This is a genomic window from Lolliginicoccus lacisalsi (assembly GCF_014841105.1).
GTDB classification, from domain to species: Bacteria; Actinomycetota; Actinomycetes; order Mycobacteriales; family Mycobacteriaceae; genus Lolliginicoccus; species Lolliginicoccus lacisalsi.
Map to the genome: position 1 here is coordinate 1 of NZ_JACYWE010000003.1, position 14477 is coordinate 14477.

17 protein-coding genes are annotated in these 14477 nt (G+C 69.0%); 6 read left to right on the top strand and 11 right to left on the bottom strand.

What is annotated here, in order from left to right; all coding sequences use genetic code 11:
* Positions 1-87 precede the first annotated feature (87 nt).
* Entirely contained in the window at positions 88-630 is a 543-nt protein-coding gene (locus HT102_RS05710) for a hypothetical protein (RefSeq protein ID WP_192038469.1), read from the top strand.
* 188 nt (positions 631-818) lie between these two features.
* Here HT102_RS05710 and HT102_RS05715 read toward each other — a convergent pair whose 3' ends face one another.
* From HT102_RS05715 to HT102_RS05725, 3 genes are all read right to left on the bottom strand, one after another.
* Positions 819-1178 carry a hypothetical protein gene (locus HT102_RS05715; protein ID WP_192038470.1) on the bottom strand — a complete coding sequence of 120 codons (360 nt, stop codon included), beginning with the start codon at positions 1176-1178 and terminating at the stop codon, positions 819-821.
* A 91-nt stretch (positions 1179-1269) separates the two neighbouring features.
* Positions 1270-2220, bottom strand: a complete 951-nt coding sequence (locus HT102_RS05720) for an alpha/beta fold hydrolase (protein WP_192038471.1) — start codon at positions 2218-2220, stop codon at positions 1270-1272.
* Positions 2221-2259: 39 nt separating this feature from the next.
* Positions 2260-3672 carry a threonine/serine exporter family protein gene (locus HT102_RS05725; protein WP_408611312.1) on the bottom strand — a complete coding sequence of 471 codons (1413 nt, stop codon included), beginning with the start codon at positions 3670-3672 and terminating at the stop codon, positions 2260-2262.
* A 238-nt stretch (positions 3673-3910) separates the two neighbouring features.
* Here HT102_RS05725 and HT102_RS05730 point away from each other — a divergent pair, with 238 nt between their 5' ends.
* Positions 3911-4909 (top strand): DNA cytosine methyltransferase, encoded by a 999-nt coding sequence (locus HT102_RS05730; protein ID WP_333473307.1) that lies wholly within the window; start codon positions 3911-3913, stop codon positions 4907-4909.
* On the opposite strand, the gene HT102_RS05735 is transcribed toward HT102_RS05730, so the two are convergent.
* Positions 4906-5961, bottom strand: coding sequence for a NaeI family type II restriction endonuclease (locus HT102_RS05735; protein WP_333473308.1), 1056 nt, complete (start codon positions 5959-5961; stop codon positions 4906-4908). The two genes, HT102_RS05730 and HT102_RS05735, sit on opposite strands and share 4 nt — an antisense overlap.
* 77 nt (positions 5962-6038) lie before the next feature.
* On the opposite strand from HT102_RS05735, the gene HT102_RS05740 reads away from it, so the two are divergent.
* Positions 6039-6806: an alpha/beta fold hydrolase gene (locus HT102_RS05740; protein WP_192038473.1), complete on the top strand. Its 768-nt coding sequence runs from the start codon at positions 6039-6041 to the stop codon at positions 6804-6806.
* 8 nt (positions 6807-6814) lie between these two features.
* On the opposite strand, the gene nadE is transcribed toward HT102_RS05740, so the two are convergent.
* The 3 genes from nadE to HT102_RS05755 are packed head-to-tail and all read right to left on the bottom strand — an operon-like array spanning position 6815 to position 8834.
* A complete protein-coding gene (gene nadE / locus HT102_RS05745) occupies positions 6815-7654 on the bottom strand; it encodes an ammonia-dependent NAD(+) synthetase (RefSeq protein ID WP_192038474.1) in 840 nt (279 codons plus the stop codon).
* Between the two features lie 9 nt (positions 7655-7663).
* The gene (locus HT102_RS05750) at positions 7664-8140 is read right to left on the bottom strand and encodes a MarR family winged helix-turn-helix transcriptional regulator (RefSeq protein ID WP_192038475.1); all 477 of its coding nucleotides are present in this window, start codon (positions 8138-8140) and stop codon (positions 7664-7666) included.
* Positions 8141-8171: 31 nt separating this feature from the next.
* The gene (locus HT102_RS05755; RefSeq protein ID WP_333473309.1) at positions 8172-8834 is read right to left on the bottom strand and encodes a TetR/AcrR family transcriptional regulator; all 663 of its coding nucleotides are present in this window, start codon (positions 8832-8834) and stop codon (positions 8172-8174) included.
* Positions 8835-8982: 148 nt separating this feature from the next.
* Here HT102_RS05755 and HT102_RS05760 point away from each other — a divergent pair, with 148 nt between their 5' ends.
* The 3 genes from HT102_RS05760 (at position 8983) to HT102_RS05770 (ending at position 10575) form a co-directional block, all read left to right on the top strand.
* Positions 8983-9546 carry an NADPH-dependent FMN reductase gene (locus HT102_RS05760; RefSeq protein WP_192038476.1) on the top strand — a complete coding sequence of 188 codons (564 nt, stop codon included), beginning with the start codon at positions 8983-8985 and terminating at the stop codon, positions 9544-9546.
* 62 nt (positions 9547-9608) lie between these two features.
* The gene (ykgO, locus tag HT102_RS05765; protein WP_149361194.1) at positions 9609-9731 is read left to right on the top strand and encodes a type B 50S ribosomal protein L36; all 123 of its coding nucleotides are present in this window, start codon (positions 9609-9611) and stop codon (positions 9729-9731) included.
* 151 nt (positions 9732-9882) lie between these two features.
* On the top strand, positions 9883-10575 hold the full coding sequence (locus tag HT102_RS05770; protein ID WP_192038477.1) for a hypothetical protein: 693 nt from the start codon (positions 9883-9885) through the stop codon (positions 10573-10575).
* 30 nt (positions 10576-10605) lie between these two features.
* Here the strand turns inward: HT102_RS05770 and HT102_RS05775 are convergent, their stop codons facing one another.
* The 4 genes from HT102_RS05775 to HT102_RS05790 form a co-directional block, all read right to left on the bottom strand.
* The gene (locus HT102_RS05775; protein ID WP_192038478.1) at positions 10606-10806 is read right to left on the bottom strand and encodes a hypothetical protein; all 201 of its coding nucleotides are present in this window, start codon (positions 10804-10806) and stop codon (positions 10606-10608) included.
* Between the two features lie 2 nt (positions 10807-10808).
* Complete coding sequence (locus tag HT102_RS05780) at positions 10809-11753, bottom strand: SPFH domain-containing protein (RefSeq protein WP_192038479.1); 945 nt, start codon at positions 11751-11753, stop codon at positions 10809-10811.
* A 110-nt stretch (positions 11754-11863) separates the two neighbouring features.
* Complete coding sequence (locus tag HT102_RS05785; RefSeq protein WP_192038480.1) at positions 11864-13492, bottom strand: hypothetical protein; 1629 nt, start codon at positions 13490-13492, stop codon at positions 11864-11866.
* Complete coding sequence (locus HT102_RS05790; protein ID WP_192038481.1) at positions 13480-14238, bottom strand: ABC transporter ATP-binding protein; 759 nt, start codon at positions 14236-14238, stop codon at positions 13480-13482. The genes HT102_RS05785 and HT102_RS05790 overlap by 13 nt, the downstream gene beginning before the upstream one ends.
* Between the last annotated feature and the right edge of the window lie 239 nt (positions 14239-14477).

Consider the following 14477-nt stretch of genomic DNA (forward strand, 5'->3'; position numbering starts at 1 on the left):
TCCGGGGCAGCGGGCCGGGGTTCACGCTAGGTTTGAAGAATGGCTGGTGAAGCGGGCGCACAGGGTCGTGCGCAGGGTTCCGGGTACGTGGCATACGACGAGTTCGCGCTGGCGTTCTTCCAGCGGGCGAGCTCGCGCGAGCGGATCCTCGAGGCGGTGTCGAGCTTGACGGGCGCCCCGATCGAGTTCGGGCCGATCGGCGCTGGGCCGGGGCGGATCGCGAAGGTGACGGCGCACGGGGTGGTGCGCGATCCCGTGGTGGAGCGGGTGTCGGATACCGAGCCGCTGCGCTTCGTGCTGAGCATCCCCGTGGACTTGCGGTTCGTGGTGCGCTTGACGGGGACGGTGCATCGCTTCCGGGCGGATGTGCGCGCGGACCTGCGCTTGACGGCTCATGCCGCGGCGCCGTTGCGGGTGGTCGTCGAGATCGATCCGCCTTCGCGATCGGACGTGACGGTGGCGCTGCGCGCCGAGGGGGTGGCGTCGAGCGTGCTCCAGCTCGTTTCAGGCATGGAGTCGGAGGTGCAGCGCTTCGTCGCCCGGTATATCCGGCAGGAGATCCAGAAGCCGCATATCGCGGCGGCGCGCGATGTGGACCTCGGGCCGATGATCGACGCGGCGGAGTTGTAGCTAGCGCTGCCCGGTGGGGGGCGCTCCGATCGTGAAGATCTGGCCACGCGGGATGTGGCTGGGTTTTCACGATCGCGTGGGGTTGGGAGTCCGGCCGCGGCCGACCCGCCCACGCCCCCGCGAATCTCCCCGGGAAACGCAAGCGGCCCCCACCGCGAGGATGGGGGCCACAGGCGTCTATCCAGAGCCTACGTCTGGGAGTCGTAGCCGAGGGAGATCTTGGGCATCTCGGGCCCGCCATCGGAAAGCTCGTCCCAGTGCTTGGCCATGTATGCGGCCAGCCCGGCGAGACCGACAGCGCCAGCGGTGCCGATCAAGATCTGCGCGGCGCGGACCTTGCGGGACCGCCGCGGCTTCTTCGCCTTGCTCGCCTTGGGCGCGGTGTCGATCTCATTCTTGCCGGACTTGCGGAGCTTGCGCGCGGCGATCAGCGATAGCTGCACGGGGGGGTTGGCGGCCACGGATCCTGCCTGCTTCGCCCGGTCGGCGAGCGAGGTGGATTCTCCATTGCTGGTGTCGGGCTTGGTTTTGCCCAGGATTGCGGTCATTGTCTACCTCTCTGCGGACGGCAACACCTCCAGCGTGCCACGATCACGATCGGAGTGGTGCCGGATTGGGGTGGTTCGTCCGGAGGAACTCTCACGAATCCCCGTGGCCTGCCTGGTGTTCGCGGGCTGGCGGCGTGCTGCCAGGCCGCGCGGGGTGCTGGGCGGCGAAGTCGCGCGTGGCGGCGGCAAGCTCGGCGGGGTGGGAGAACGGTGCCCAGTGGCCGGAGTCGAGCGGGGTGCGGGTGAGGCGCGGGACGAATCGGTCGTAGTGCTCGTAGTGGCCACGCAGGACTGCCCGGTCGCGCTGGTTGATGACGGCCTGCACGGGAATGCTGATGGTGCGGGGCTCGGGGCGGCGGAGCTTGGGGGCGATGTTGGCGCGGTAGCGGTTGACGCCGTTGGCCATGTCGTCCGGGAGGGTGCTGGCCGTGCGCACCTGGGCGGGATCGAGGCCGTCGAAAACGCCGAGGAATCGGGCCCACCGCTGCGCGAGCCCGCGCCGGAGGACGAACTCGGGCAGCTTCGGGAGCTGGAACAGGCCTGTGTAGTAGGAGGCGATGACCTGCTTGAGCGGCCCCGACAGGTTGCGGGGCGTGGGCCGGGAGAGGGTCTCGTGCGCCCAGGAACCGAGGACGTCGAGGTTTGGTCCGGAGGTGACGGTGAAGCTCGCGATGCGCTCGGCGGCGCGGAGCGATGCGACCGCCTCCCATACTTCGATCCCGCCCCAGTCGTGGGCGAGCACATGCACCTTCTCGGTCGGGCTGACGGCATCGATGACGTGGAAGAAGTCGTCAGCGAGCAGGGGGAGCCGGTAGTCGGCGAGGCGCGTCGGAACGGTGGAGGCGCCCGCCCCCCGGGTGTCGTAGCTGATGATGCGAAAGGTGTCGGCGAGCAGCGGCACGACGTGATGCCATAGCTCGTGGGTGTCGGGCCAGCCGTGGACCAGGACCAGGGTCTCGCCGCTGGGGTTTCCCTGTTCCTGCACGGCGAGCTCGATGGCGCCGTTGCGGACAGTGCTATGGGTGATGGGCGTGGTGGTCAACGGGGGTCTCCGCTCGTCGATGCGCGCCGGGGAGCGCGCCTAGGGGGGGGGGCGTTGCCAGGGCTTGGGCAGGAACCGGGTGGCGACCGGCGTGGGTCGCAACGTGATCTCGGGGCGACGCAGGGTCCGTGCTCCCCATTCGCCGAGGACGACGCCCGCGGCGAGCGCCACGCCGATGGCGAACGCGTTGCCGAGATTGGTGAGGCCAGCGACGCGATCGTCGGCGATGAGGTTGTACAGGCCACGATAGACCGAGAGGCCGGGGAGCAGGGGAGTGATGCCCGCGACGGCGACAACGAGCGGAGGCGTGAGGGCGCGCCGCGCCATGAGGCCACCGGCGAAGCCCACGAGGATGGCGGCGGTGCCACCGGCGGCGACGTTGCCTGCTGATGCGCTGAGCACCAGCAGGAACGTCAGCATCCCGGCTCCTCCGCCGAACGCGGCCGCGGTGAGCGCCCGGAGCTCGGCGTAGCTGGCGAGCGCGAAGAACATCGCGGCGGCAGCGGCGGCGACGACCTGGACCGGCAGCCGGATGAAGCCTTGCATGAAGCTGGCGTCGACCATGGGCAGCTGGATCCCGATCTGCTGGGTGATCTGCAGTGTCAGGGCAACCCCGGTGATGATGCCGCCGGTCATCATGACGACCTCGAGCAGGCGGGCGGACGCGGTGATCGGCGCGCCAGTGATGGCGTCCTGCACGGAGCCCACCAGGGAGAGCCCGGAGAGCAGCACGACGATCCCGGTCGCGACGATCTGGGAGGGGAGCACGGTGATGCCGAGCACGTCCTGGAGCGAGTACATGACCGGGGCGGGGATCGTAGCGATCATGCCGCCGACCACCTGCTGGTAGAACAAGGGCAGCCCGAGCCGGTTCAGGTAGAGGTTCGTGCGATAGATCGCGATGGTCGTGAGGAACGATGCGAAAGCGACGATGGGGCCCGCGCCGAGCAGGACAGCGACGGATGCGGCCATCCCCGCCCAGGCCGCGGTCGCCACCCAGCGGGGATAGGGGTGCGGTGCGGAGACGATCGTATCGAGGATGCGGTGCGCCTGCGCCGGGGTGAGCAGCCGGTTGCGCATCTGCCGGATGAGGTGATCGACCGCGGCGAGCCGGGTGAAGTCGAGGGAGCGATGGTGCACCACGCGCATGGTGGTGGCGGGCGGCAATGTCGGGCCCCGGTGCGCGGTGATGATGATCGAGTTGTACGTGACGTCTACCTCGCATTGCTCGAGGCCATACGTCGACGCTACGAATTGTGTCTGCCATTGCGTGTCGATGGCGCCGGTGCCCGAGTCGAGCAGCACGGAGCCCACGCGGACCGCGAGGTCGAGCGCTTCGGTGACGGCAGCGTCATCGGTGAGGTCGATGGGCTGCAGTGGGAGGATGGCCGGGGTCGCTGCGGTGTCGATGGTGGCTTGTGTGCCACCGGATCCGCGGCCCAGCTTCCGCATCCAGCTCATTCTGGTGGAGCTTCCCTTCCACGAGGGTGATCGATTGTCGAGATGTGCATGCTCCATCATGTCCGCTAAGCGGCCTGGAAGCTAAACGAATCTGAGCCGGCCCGCTGGCGGACATGCCCCGGCAACGGCTCGGACTAAAGATGGCAGACCGGTAACGTACTGTGCACTCCGATTAGTCCCCGGTTCGCCGGGGAGGAGCAAGCATGGGACGAGCGGTGGAGGTGCCACGGTGGCTGAGCAGTTGACCTGCTTGGAGATCTGCGCGGGAGCAGGGGGCCAGTCACTGGGCCTGGAGCAGGCAGGGTTCGCGCATGAGCTCGCGGTGGAGCTTGAGCCGGAGCCTTGCGCCACCCTGCGCATGAACCGGCCAGGCTGGGCGGTGCATGAGGGTGATGTGCGCGAGATCAAGGGGCGGGAGTATCGCGGCATCGACTTGCTGGCCGGCGGTGTGCCGTGCCCGCCGTTCTCCATCGCGGGCCAGCAACTCGGCGCCGACGACGAGCGTGATCTGTTTCCGGAGGCGCTGCGCCTTGTCGCGCAAGCCCGCCCGGCCGCAGTGATGCTGGAGAACGTGCGGGGCCTATCGACAGCGCGCTTCGCGCCGTACCGGCTGTCCATCCTGGAGAAGCTCGACTCGCTCGGCTACGACGCGGACTGGCAGGTCCTGAACTCCTCGGAGTTCGGGGTGGCGCAGTTGCGCCCACGGTTCATCCTGGTGGCCGCGAAGCGCCGCTACATGAAGCGATTAGCGTGGCCGGGCGCCCAGGGAACGCCACCCACGGTGGGGGAGGCGCTGTACCCGATCATGGCGAGCAAGGGCTGGTCCGGCGCGCAGCAGTGGGCGAAGCAGGCGAAGGGGATCGGGCCAACCATTGTCGGGGGTTCGCGCAAGCACGGCGGTCCTGACCTGGGGCCGACGCGGGCACGCGCCTCGTGGCTGGCGCTTGGCGTCGACGGTCGGGGCATCGCCGATGCCTTGCCCGACGAGGACACTCCGGCCGATCATGTTCCCCGGCTCACCCTGGACATGGTGGCCGCGCTGCAGGGCTTCCCGCCCGAGTGGAAGTTCTCGGGGCGCAAGACTGCCGCCTACCGGCAGATCGGCAACGCGTTTCCCCCGCCCGTGGCTGCGGCGATCTGCGGATCCATCAATCGCATGCTCGCCGCGAAGCCCGCCACGCGATCCCGCAGCACCGCCACGGCGAGGCACTTGCGCGCGGTCAGCTAGGACGCGCGCGCATGGGGCAGCGTGGGCGCGGGGACCGCAGGTGGCTCCCCGGGTCGGGCCAGCCGCCAGCGCTGCCCCTCCAGCACCACGGACGGCAGGATGTCCCCGGGCCCGGAGGGGACCAGCGGGAAGCTGACGAACTCGCCAGGGCGCGGCACGACCGCTCCGAGATCCGCCGCGATCTGCCGGTGGGCCTGGTAGTCGCCGCCCGCGATGACGATGCCCTCGGCCTGCAAGGTCGAGCGTGCCCCGCCATTGGCGCGCACCCTTTTCATGTAGTCATCCTGCTCCGCCACGGTCGCCACCGTGTTGCGACCGATGCGGCGCCCAGTGACCAGTCGGAACAACTCGTTGACCCGGCGCTGCCCCGTGCGCGCCGCGAAGATCCGGTCCACGATCTGCCGATCCACCCGCAGCAACACATTCGGGGGCAACTCCGCGTCGTGGAACAACCACACCACCGAGGCCACCCCGGCCGGGGTGAATGTCGTTTTCCCATCGCGGTTCACGCTCGTGCGGCACAGCCCTGGCATCGCCCGCGCGACTCCCAGGCTCCACGTTCCGTCCTCATCACTGGCCGTGCACACCAGCACCAGGTGCCCCAGTGCCTCGGGCGGCAGCATCCACCCGCCCATGCGCTGCGAGAACTTGCAATCCACATCCAGTCCCTGGATCCGATAGTCCAGCAGTGCCCCGTCCTCGAGAACGTCGCGGAACTCCCGCCGCAGATTGCTCTCGATCAACGTGCCGAAGTGCGTCTTCTCGGTCTTGTACAACTGGTCCCAGCGATAGCGGCCGGTATGCTGCCCGTCGTACAACTGGTCGAACGTGGATCGAAACCCCGCAGCAAGCCTCTCGCCACCGGGATCCGCGCCCCGCAACGCCGCCACCACGAGGTGGAGCGCGTCATCATCCGGCATCACGACGGCGGGCCCGCCCCCGGCCGGGACGAGATCCGACGTCGCGAACAGCGCCAGGCCATCATCAGCAGGAACCGGCTCCGGAGAGGCGGATGCCATCGACGTGGGGAGTGGCCACAATCCGTCGTTCACAACGACACTGTAGGCAACACCGCGACCCAGGCGAAACCGCCCGCAATACTGGACGCAGCGAAAGGAGCACCGCCCCGATGAAGCCTTCCCCGCTCGCCGCGCGCGAGCCGACGGACCCGGACAGCGCTGCCGCGAGCAGGTATGTCCACACCGGTGGCGCTCGCATCCACTACGCCGTGCGCGGTGACGCAGCCGCCGAGCCGCTGGTAGTGCTGCACGGGAACGGCGAGGACCACACCACCCTCGAGGCGCAGATCGCGGCGTTCTCCGAGCAGTTCCGGGTGATCGCCCTCGACACCCGCGGGCACGGTCGCTCCGTGGCAGGATCCGAGCCCTGGGACTTCCCGCTGCTCGCGAGGGACGTTTGCGCCGTGCTCGATGCGGAGGGCGCGCGATCGGCCCGGTTCTTCGGCTACAGCGATGGCGGCAACATCATCCTGCAGATGCTTCTCGACCATCCACAACGGGTCCGTTCCGCGGTGGTTGTCGGCGCGAACCTCGATCCGGCAGGCCTCCACCCCTGGGCGCGCGCCTCGATGGTGGTGCAGAAGATGCTGCTCGGTGTGGTGTCGCGGAGGCTGCCGTGCGTGCGCCGGTCCGTCCGCAGGCTCGCGCTGATGACGGATCATCCGCGGATCGATCCGGTCCGCCTGCGCCGCGCGGAGGTTCCCGTCCTCGTGATGGCGGGGGAGCACGACATCGTCCGGGCAGGGCATACCGCGCTGATCGCCCGGTCGCTCCCGGCCAGCGAGCTGCACATCATGGCTGGTGCCGGGCATGACATCCCGATGGCCCGGGCCGCGGAGTGCGCGCAACGGTCACTGGCGTTCCTGCGCGCTGCCTGAACCCGGGGTCAGCGCCACCAGGTGTCGGCGGGGGTGACGGGCACCGTGCGCTTGTGACGGGTGGCGAGGAACATGCCCTCGAGGCGCTCGGCGATCTCCTCCGCGACGTCCTTGCCCTCGAGGTAGTCGTCGATCTCGTCGTAGGTCATGCCGAGCGCGGCCTCGTCGGGCAGGGCGGGCCTGCCATCCTCGAGGTCGGCGGTGGGGACCTTCTTCCAGATGCTCTCGGGGGAGCCGAGCTGCTCGAGCAGTTGCCGGCCCTGGCGCTTGGTCAGCCCGGTCAGGGGCGTGAGGTCGACGCCGCCGTCGCCGAACTTGGTGAAGAATCCGGTGACGGCCTCGGCCGCGTGATCGGTGCCGACAACGAGCATCCGCAGCTGCCCGGCGATGGCGTACTGGGCGATCATGCGCTCGCGTGCCTTGATGTTGCCGCGCACGAAGTCGCTGATCCCGGCGGACCCGCCCGGCACGTTGGCGATCGCGACGGAGCATTCGGCGCTCGCGGCGTCGGCGGCGGGCTTGACGTTGACGGTGATCGACTCGTCCGGGGCGATGAACGCGAGCGCGGTCTGGGCGTCCTGCTCGTCGGACTGGGTGCCGTACGGTAGCCGGACCGCGATGAAGCGGGCCTCGTGGCCGCCCGCGCGCAGGTGCTCGGCGGCGAGCTGGCAGAGCTTGCCGGCGAGCGCGCTGTCCTGGCCGCCGCTGATGCCGAGGACGAAGCCGCGCGTGCCCGTGTGGAGCGCGTAGTCCCTGAGGAAGGCGACCCGTCGCTCGATCTCGCTGGCGGGGTCGATGGCGGGGGCGACGGTGAGTTCGTCCTGGATGTGCTGCCGCAGATCGCTCATGGCATAACTCTAGTGCGCGCCGCGCTCGGCTTCAGGGCGCAGGTGATCGCGCAGCGCGCGGAGAGTGGTGAAGAACGTGTCGCGCTGCTCGGCGGGGATGCCGTCGAGGAAGCGCTGCTCGACGATGCCAAGGTGCCCGGGGAGCGTGCCGAGCAAGTGCGCGAGGCCTGCCGGGGTGAGCGCGGCGGTGGTGCCGCGGCGGTCGTCGGGATTGGTTTCCCGGGCGACGAGGCCGCGGCCCTCGAGACGGTCGACGAGCCGGGTCGCGCCACTGTTGGTGAGGCCTGCTTGCGCTGCGAGGTCGGACATGCGCAGGCGGTGATCCTGGTTGCGGCTGAGTCGCAGGAGGGCCTCGAACTCGGCGGGGGCTAGCTGGTGGCTGGCGAGCTGTGCCGCGGTGTGGTCGGTGAGGGCGGCGTAGGTCTCGGCGAACAGGCCCATCAGGGTGATGCGGGGGTCGTGGTAGAGCTCGCGATTGTCAGCCATGCTTCGATGTTAAGCCAGCAAAGGGCAGGTTTTATTGCCCCGGCAAAGAGATGTTGGCGGTGTCACATGACGAATTGGAGGATCGGCAGAGCTGATGGACCAGGAAGGTCCAGTTCTCGATGACCTGCTCGAACGCCTGCTGCTGGACGTGAACCTGGTGCAGCACAACGGGTGCGCTGAGGATGGCGAGCAGCGAGGTGGCCAGGCCGGCGGGCTCCGGCGCGATCGCCAGCTCGCGCAGCAGGTACGCGAGGTGGGTGTGATCGAGGCGGCGTGGCGGGGAACCGAACAGGTTCGCTGGGTCGCGGTCGGCGGCACGCTGCAGCTCGCCGTGCCGCCGCAGGAACTCGATGCGGGCCGCGCCGAAGGCCACGAGCCGCTGCTCTGGGGGAGCGCCCGGGCCCAGCGGAGGCGGGCCAGCAAGAAAGCCGCGCTGGAGCACTTGCTCCTCGGCGTCGAGCAATGCCTGCAAGAGCCCGGAGCGGCTGCCGAACCGGCGGAAGATGGTGCCCTTGCCGACGCCCGCGGCCTGGGCGAGGCAGTCCATGGTGAGGCTGTCCGCGCCACCCTCGGCGAGGAGGCTCCGCGCGCTGTCGAGGATGCGCTGGCGATTGCGGGCGGCATCGGAGCGCTCGCCCCCGGGGTCTGGGCCGGGGCGGGGCCGGGGCTCGGGCAGCAAGGGGAGCGCATCCACCTGGCCATGGTATCCGGATCCGTCGAGTGTGATTCGCCACACATCCGGGCATGCTCCGGAAGTAATCGGACTGCGGTCCGGTTGAACGGTTCGAAGGATCCCAGCGATCCTCCCCGCAGCCACCACTCCCAGCCTCCCGGAGGAAGCCATGACCGCCTCGACCACCATCGCCGTCCTTGTCGGAAGCGTCCGCGACGGATCGCTGAACCACCAGCTCGCCAGGATCGCCGCCGAGAACGCTCCAGGCTCCACCGCCGTCACCATCGTGGAAGGGCTCGAGTCCGTGCCATTCTACTCCGAGGACCTCGACAGCCCCACGGGCATCCCCGCCGCCGCCGCGGCGCTCCGCGAATCCGTGGGAGCCGCCGATGCGGTACTTCTTGTCACCCCCGAGTACAATGGCACCTTGCCCGCTGTACTGAAGAATGCCATTGACTGGGCCTCCCGCCCGTTCGGCGAGGGAGCCATCAAGGACAAGCCCGTCGCCGTGGCGGGAATCTCGGCAGGACAGTACGGCGGGAAGTGGGCTCATGACGATGCCCGCAGGTCGGCCGGAGTGGCGGGCGCCCGAGTGGTCGAGAACCTTACCCTCTCCATCGGCGGTGCCTACCAGCGCTTCGCCGAGCACGGGCCTGCGGACGACGCCGAGCTCGTGGAGCAGATCCGCGAGGTCGTCACCGAGCTCGCGAACGCGGTAGCGGTTGCGGCATAGCCGGGACCCTTCCGTGGCCGATATAGTGTCAGCCGACATCGCTAAGCGGAAGAGGGATCCCCATGAAGGTTCGTAAGTCATTGCGCGCGCTCAAGCAGAAGCCCGGCGCCCAGGTCGTCCGGCGGCGCGGCAAGGTGTACGTCATCAACAAGAAGGAGCCACGCTTCAAGGCTCGCCAGGGCTGAGGCCACGTGAAGCACCTGGCTCGAGAAGGCCGGCTGTTGTTCACGTTTGACCCAACCACGCCTCGCCAAGCGCCCGCGTGCGGTAGACAAGGACCAGGAGTTCTCTGATCCCCGAAACCGCGCGCGGGCGCTTGAGCGAGGAGACCACCCGGTGAGTACACTTCCCGGCGCCAAGGGCGCTTTCCCCGGATTCGTGGCAACAACGCCACGTGCCCAGCACTGCCTCACCGTGCTCATCCGCGGCGGGGAGTTCCGCAGCGGGGACTTTGTCGTGCCCATCAGCGATGGCGGGCTCAAGATCAGCGGCGGGGTCACGGACGGGAAGTTCATCCCGCCGTCCGACGGCAGCCACGGCATCTACGGAGAGTTCCTCGAGGTCCCCGGTGGCGTCACCGGCCTCAATGCCGTATCCCGGGTCCTTGGCACGATGGGTGCCGTCACCTCCCGCGTTGAGGCGGTAAAGCCGCTGGTCATCAATGACCTCATGGCCTTCGACCTCACGCTCTTCCTTCGCGTCCACGTCCACAACCCGTTCGTGGGCGGCGATTGCTACATCGGCACCCACGCCAAGCCGCTCATCGTGCGCATGCAACGCATCGACGGTGCCGAGAACATTCCCGGCCTCATCCGCAAGGGCATTCCCAGCAGCGTCATCGGCATCAGCAATGTCAACGTCGCCGCCACCGGCTTCCCCGTCCCCTCCGTGAGCGGGGCCGGCCCGATGGGAGCGTTCAATACTGTTGTCAATCTCCGCGCGAGCTTGCCCAACGCGGGAACCACCTCGAAGCTCTCCGTGCGCACCGAGGCATTCCTCGCGCAGAACCCCGACTTCACCGGCGATTGAAACGCGCTGCTCCCGGTAGCGGCGCGCGGCCTAGGCCTGCTCCTCCCGCCGCGGCCGCCCGGGGCGAGTGATGGGCCGCGCATCGCGCGGTTCCCGCCCAGCCTCGCGCAGTGCGCCGCGCAGCAGGTACTCGATGTGCGCGTTGGTGCTGCGCAGCTCGTCCGCCGCCCACTTCGCGATCGCATCGTGGACGGCGGGATCGAGCCGCAGCAGGATCTTCTTCCGCTCCATGGCTACTGGTACAGCGAGCCGGTGTTCACCACGGGCTGTGCGTCACGATCCCCGCACAGCACCACGAGCAGGTTCGAGACCATGGCAGCCTTGCGCTCCTCGTCGAGCTCGACGACCGAATCCGCCTCGAGGCGGGCGAGCGCCTGCTGGACCACCGTGACGGCTCCCTCCACGATGAGCTGCCGGGCCGCGATGACCGCGCCCGCCTGCTGGCGGCGCAGCATGGCCTGGGCGATCTCCGGAGCGTAGGAGAGCCTCGTGATGCGGGACTCGATGACCTCCACCCCGGCCGAGGTGACGCGCGCGGCGATCTCCTCGGCGAGCTTCGCGTTGATCGCGTCCGCGTTCTCCCGCAGCGAGAGCTGGCCCGATGAATCGTATGGATAGCTGCCGGCGATATGCCGGACCGCGGCCTCGGTCTGGAACGCGACGAACTCGACGAAGTCATCGACCGCGAAGACTGCCCGGGCGGTGTCCTTGACCTGCCACACCACCACGGCCGAGATCTCGATGGGGTTGCCATCCACATCGTTGACCTTGGACTTGGTGGTCTCGTGGTTGCGGATGCGCACCGATACCCGCTGCCGCTGCGTCAATGGATTTACCCAGCGCAGGCCCGGGATGCGCACCGAGCCGCTGTAGTTGCCTCCGAGCACCTGCAGCACGCGCGCCTCATTGGGCTCGACGAGCGTCAGGCCCACGAGGACGAAGATCGAGGCGATGATGACGAGGATCCCGGCGACCGCCAGCGCGATCCCTGGCGCTGCCGAGTCCTGGCCGAGCGCGATGCCGCCGAGGAGGATCGCCACTCCGGCGAGGACGCCGACGATGCCGCCGCCGAGGACTGGCCACCCGTTGATGTTGGTGGCCTCCCGCTCGCTGATCGAGGGGGCGGGGATGACCGGGGCGCCTGCTGGGCTGTCGAGCGCCGTGCGTGATTCAGGCATGAAAGGCTCCTTTCCGAGCATTTGATGCCATGATGATATCACTTTTTACTGATGCGTGAAACTTGTGGGCGGTGCTGCCTGGTCGCAGCTTGCTGGCCCCGGCCTCCCGCTCACGGCTCCTTGCGCACGATCCCCAGGATCTCCGGTCCACGGTCATCGAGCACGCGCGCCGCGAGGCGCCCCCCGTAGAACCACGCCGCGGCACCCGCTGCTCCACCAGCCGGAACGGCCAGCAGCCACGCTAGCCAGCCACCGGGCGCCGTCAGGGCGAGCATCGCCACGAAGACCGCCACCACCATGGCGATGGCAACGAACCCGGACACCAGCGCGGGCCCGTTGAACGAGCCACGCGTGGAGAACGGATTGCCCTGCTTGGCCGACGGCACCGGATACGGCGCGGCAGCGGAGGCCACCACTACGATGGCGGAGCCCGTGCCGAGCGCGAGGAGCATGGAACCAGCATCAAAAGCCAGAGCCTCGGCGCCGCGACCGAAGAACACGTAGCGCGCGATGATCGTGCCGAGCAGGAGGGGCGCGGACAGCAGGAGCCACGCCAGTTGCTTGCCGCGCACGTCCACCCGCGCCCCGTTGGGCAACACGAGCACCTGCCACAGCGACGGGCCATCGAGCCCATAGAGATTGAGCCAGCCGCTCACCAGCAGGACCGTGAGGATGAACGCGGACGTCGCCAGGTACATCGCGAACGTCTCGGAGATCGACGGTCCGGCGAAGATGACAAGCAGGAACACGGGCACGATCAGCATGAGGGCCTTGCGGCGCGGATCACGCCACGACAGGGCCAGCTCCTTGCGCGCTGCCGCCGCGATCGGGGTCGACGCGCGGGCGAGCCGCGAGGCGCCTTGCTTGGCTGTCTCCCCACCACCTTGCTCGGGCCATCGAAGCTGGCGCGCGAACAGGGGAGTCCAGGCCGCAGCGAGCAGCGCGATCAGGGCAGCGAGGGCCAGGACCATGCCGATCGCCGGCACCCACTGGCCCGACTCGGCGAGCGCCGAGGCCGTCGCCGCCCAGCTGAACGGGACGGACCGCAGTGCCGTGCCCAACCACGCGGGATTGCCGTCGACGACGAGCGGAACGATGAGCTGCAGGCCCATGTACAGCAACCACAGGACGGCTCCGAGGGCAACGGTGAGGACCATCGCCGCGTCGCGGGCCCGGCGGCTGGAGGCAGTACCCGCGAGCAGCAGCATCACCAGGCGCGAGAGCCCGACGATGAGCAAGGCCTGCAGCGCGACGGCGGGCACCGCGATGACGAGGGCGAGCGGGGCATGGCGCAACGCGTGCACGATGGGGCCCGCGAGGCCCACGATCGCCAGGGCGGCCGGGACGGTCAGCAGTGAGGTGGCGAGCATCGCCCGGGCAAGCGGCCGGGTGGGCAGCGGCAGGAGCGCGAAGTGCACGGGGCGCAGCCCGCCGCCGGAGATGCCGGCGACCATCGGCGCGAAGATCCACGCCAGGCCCCACCCGATCGCGAGCAGCGCGAGGAGGTCATGGTCGGCGCCGGGCCGATCGAGCGAGACGAGCCCCACCGCCAGGGAGGCCAGGGCGACCACCACCCCGAGAAGCCCGGCAAGCACCTTCACCACGAGCGCACTGCCGGTGAGCTGGTGGCGCGCCATCGTCCACCGCATCCGCAGCACCGTCCGCGCCAGCTCGGACTGCGCCAGCCCAGGCCGTTCCCGCGCGGGTCGTCCTGGCGCGGATTGGTCTAGCGCAGCCATTGCAGCTCCCCCTCATCATCACTGCGGCCACCGACAAGACGGACGAACACGTCCTCGAGGGTCTCCGTTCCGCGTACCTCGTCGATGGGGCCTCGCGCGGCGATCGATCCGTGGACCATGATGGCGACATGGCTGCACAATTGCTCCACAGTGGCCATCACGTGGCTGGAGAGGATGACGGTGCCGCCCCCGGCCACATAGCGCAGCAGGATGCGGCGGATCGTGGCCGAGGACACGGGATCGACGGCCTCGAACGGTTCATCGAGCACGAGCAGCCGGGGCGCGTGCAGCATTGCCGCGGCAAGGCCGATCTTCTTGGTCATGCCTGCCGAGTAGTCGGCGATGAGCTTGTCGCGCGCATCGGCGAGCCCGAGCACCTCAAGAAGCTCTATGGCCCGCTCGTCGACGACGGCTGGATCCATGCCGCGCAGGAGTCCCTGGAAGCGCAGGAGCTCCGCGCCGGTGAGCCGGTCGATGAGCGTGAGCCCGTCCGGGAGCACGCCCGTCAGTGACTTCGCGGCCACTGGGTCCCGCCATGTGTCGTGGCCGAACACGCGCGCCTGTCCGATGTCGGGGCGCAGCAAGCCCGTGCACATGGCCAGCGTGGTGGTCTTGCCCGCCCCGTTGGGGCCGACGAGGCCGAAGAACGATCCTGCGGGCACGTCGAGCGTGATCGAGCGGACTGCTGGTTGCTGGCCGTAGGACTTGGCGAGCCCCTCGATCTCGAGGGCGTTCGTGCCTGCCATGCTGGGGCCTCCCGGTATTCGTGACAGCGTGTATTCCCCTGTGGATCCTCCCTTCTCGCGTACGAGTCCGCCACTCGAGGTCGATGCGTGTGGCGTGGAACATGGATATGCTGATGTTGCATCGAGCGATGTGATCCACGACATAGTGTTGCGGGATAGTGGGCTGGGGGCAGCGGTCGTGCCTTCGGCCGGTGGTCCCGAGCGGCCCATGTCTTGCTCAGCAGATCGACAAGAGGAGA

What these genes read in the sequence shown, in the direction of transcription:
- HT102_RS05715 (WP_192038470.1), bottom strand. Translation starts at nt 1,178, where the DNA reads ATGACCGCAATCCTGGGCAAAACCAAGCCCGACACCAGCAATGGAGAA.
- HT102_RS05725 (WP_408611312.1), bottom strand. Translation starts at nt 3,672, where the DNA reads ATGCGGAAGCTGGGCCGCGGATCCGGTGGCACACAAGCCACCATCGAC.
- HT102_RS05740 (WP_192038473.1), top strand. Translation starts at nt 6,039, where the DNA reads ATGAAGCCTTCCCCGCTCGCCGCGCGCGAGCCGACGGACCCGGACAGC.
- nadE (WP_192038474.1), bottom strand. Translation starts at nt 7,654, where the DNA reads ATGAGCGATCTGCGGCAGCACATCCAGGACGAACTCACCGTCGCCCCC.
- HT102_RS05750 (WP_192038475.1), bottom strand. Translation starts at nt 8,140, where the DNA reads ATGGCTGACAATCGCGAGCTCTACCACGACCCCCGCATCACCCTGATG.
- HT102_RS05760 (WP_192038476.1), top strand. Translation starts at nt 8,983, where the DNA reads ATGACCGCCTCGACCACCATCGCCGTCCTTGTCGGAAGCGTCCGCGAC.
- ykgO (WP_149361194.1), top strand. Translation starts at nt 9,609, where the DNA reads ATGAAGGTTCGTAAGTCATTGCGCGCGCTCAAGCAGAAGCCCGGCGCC.
- HT102_RS05775 (WP_192038478.1), bottom strand. Translation starts at nt 10,806, where the DNA reads ATGGAGCGGAAGAAGATCCTGCTGCGGCTCGATCCCGCCGTCCACGAT.
- HT102_RS05780 (WP_192038479.1), bottom strand. Translation starts at nt 11,753, where the DNA reads ATGCCTGAATCACGCACGGCGCTCGACAGCCCAGCAGGCGCCCCGGTC.
- HT102_RS05785 (WP_192038480.1), bottom strand. Translation starts at nt 13,492, where the DNA reads ATGGCTGCGCTAGACCAATCCGCGCCAGGACGACCCGCGCGGGAACGG.
- HT102_RS05790 (WP_192038481.1), bottom strand. Translation starts at nt 14,238, where the DNA reads ATGGCAGGCACGAACGCCCTCGAGATCGAGGGGCTCGCCAAGTCCTAC.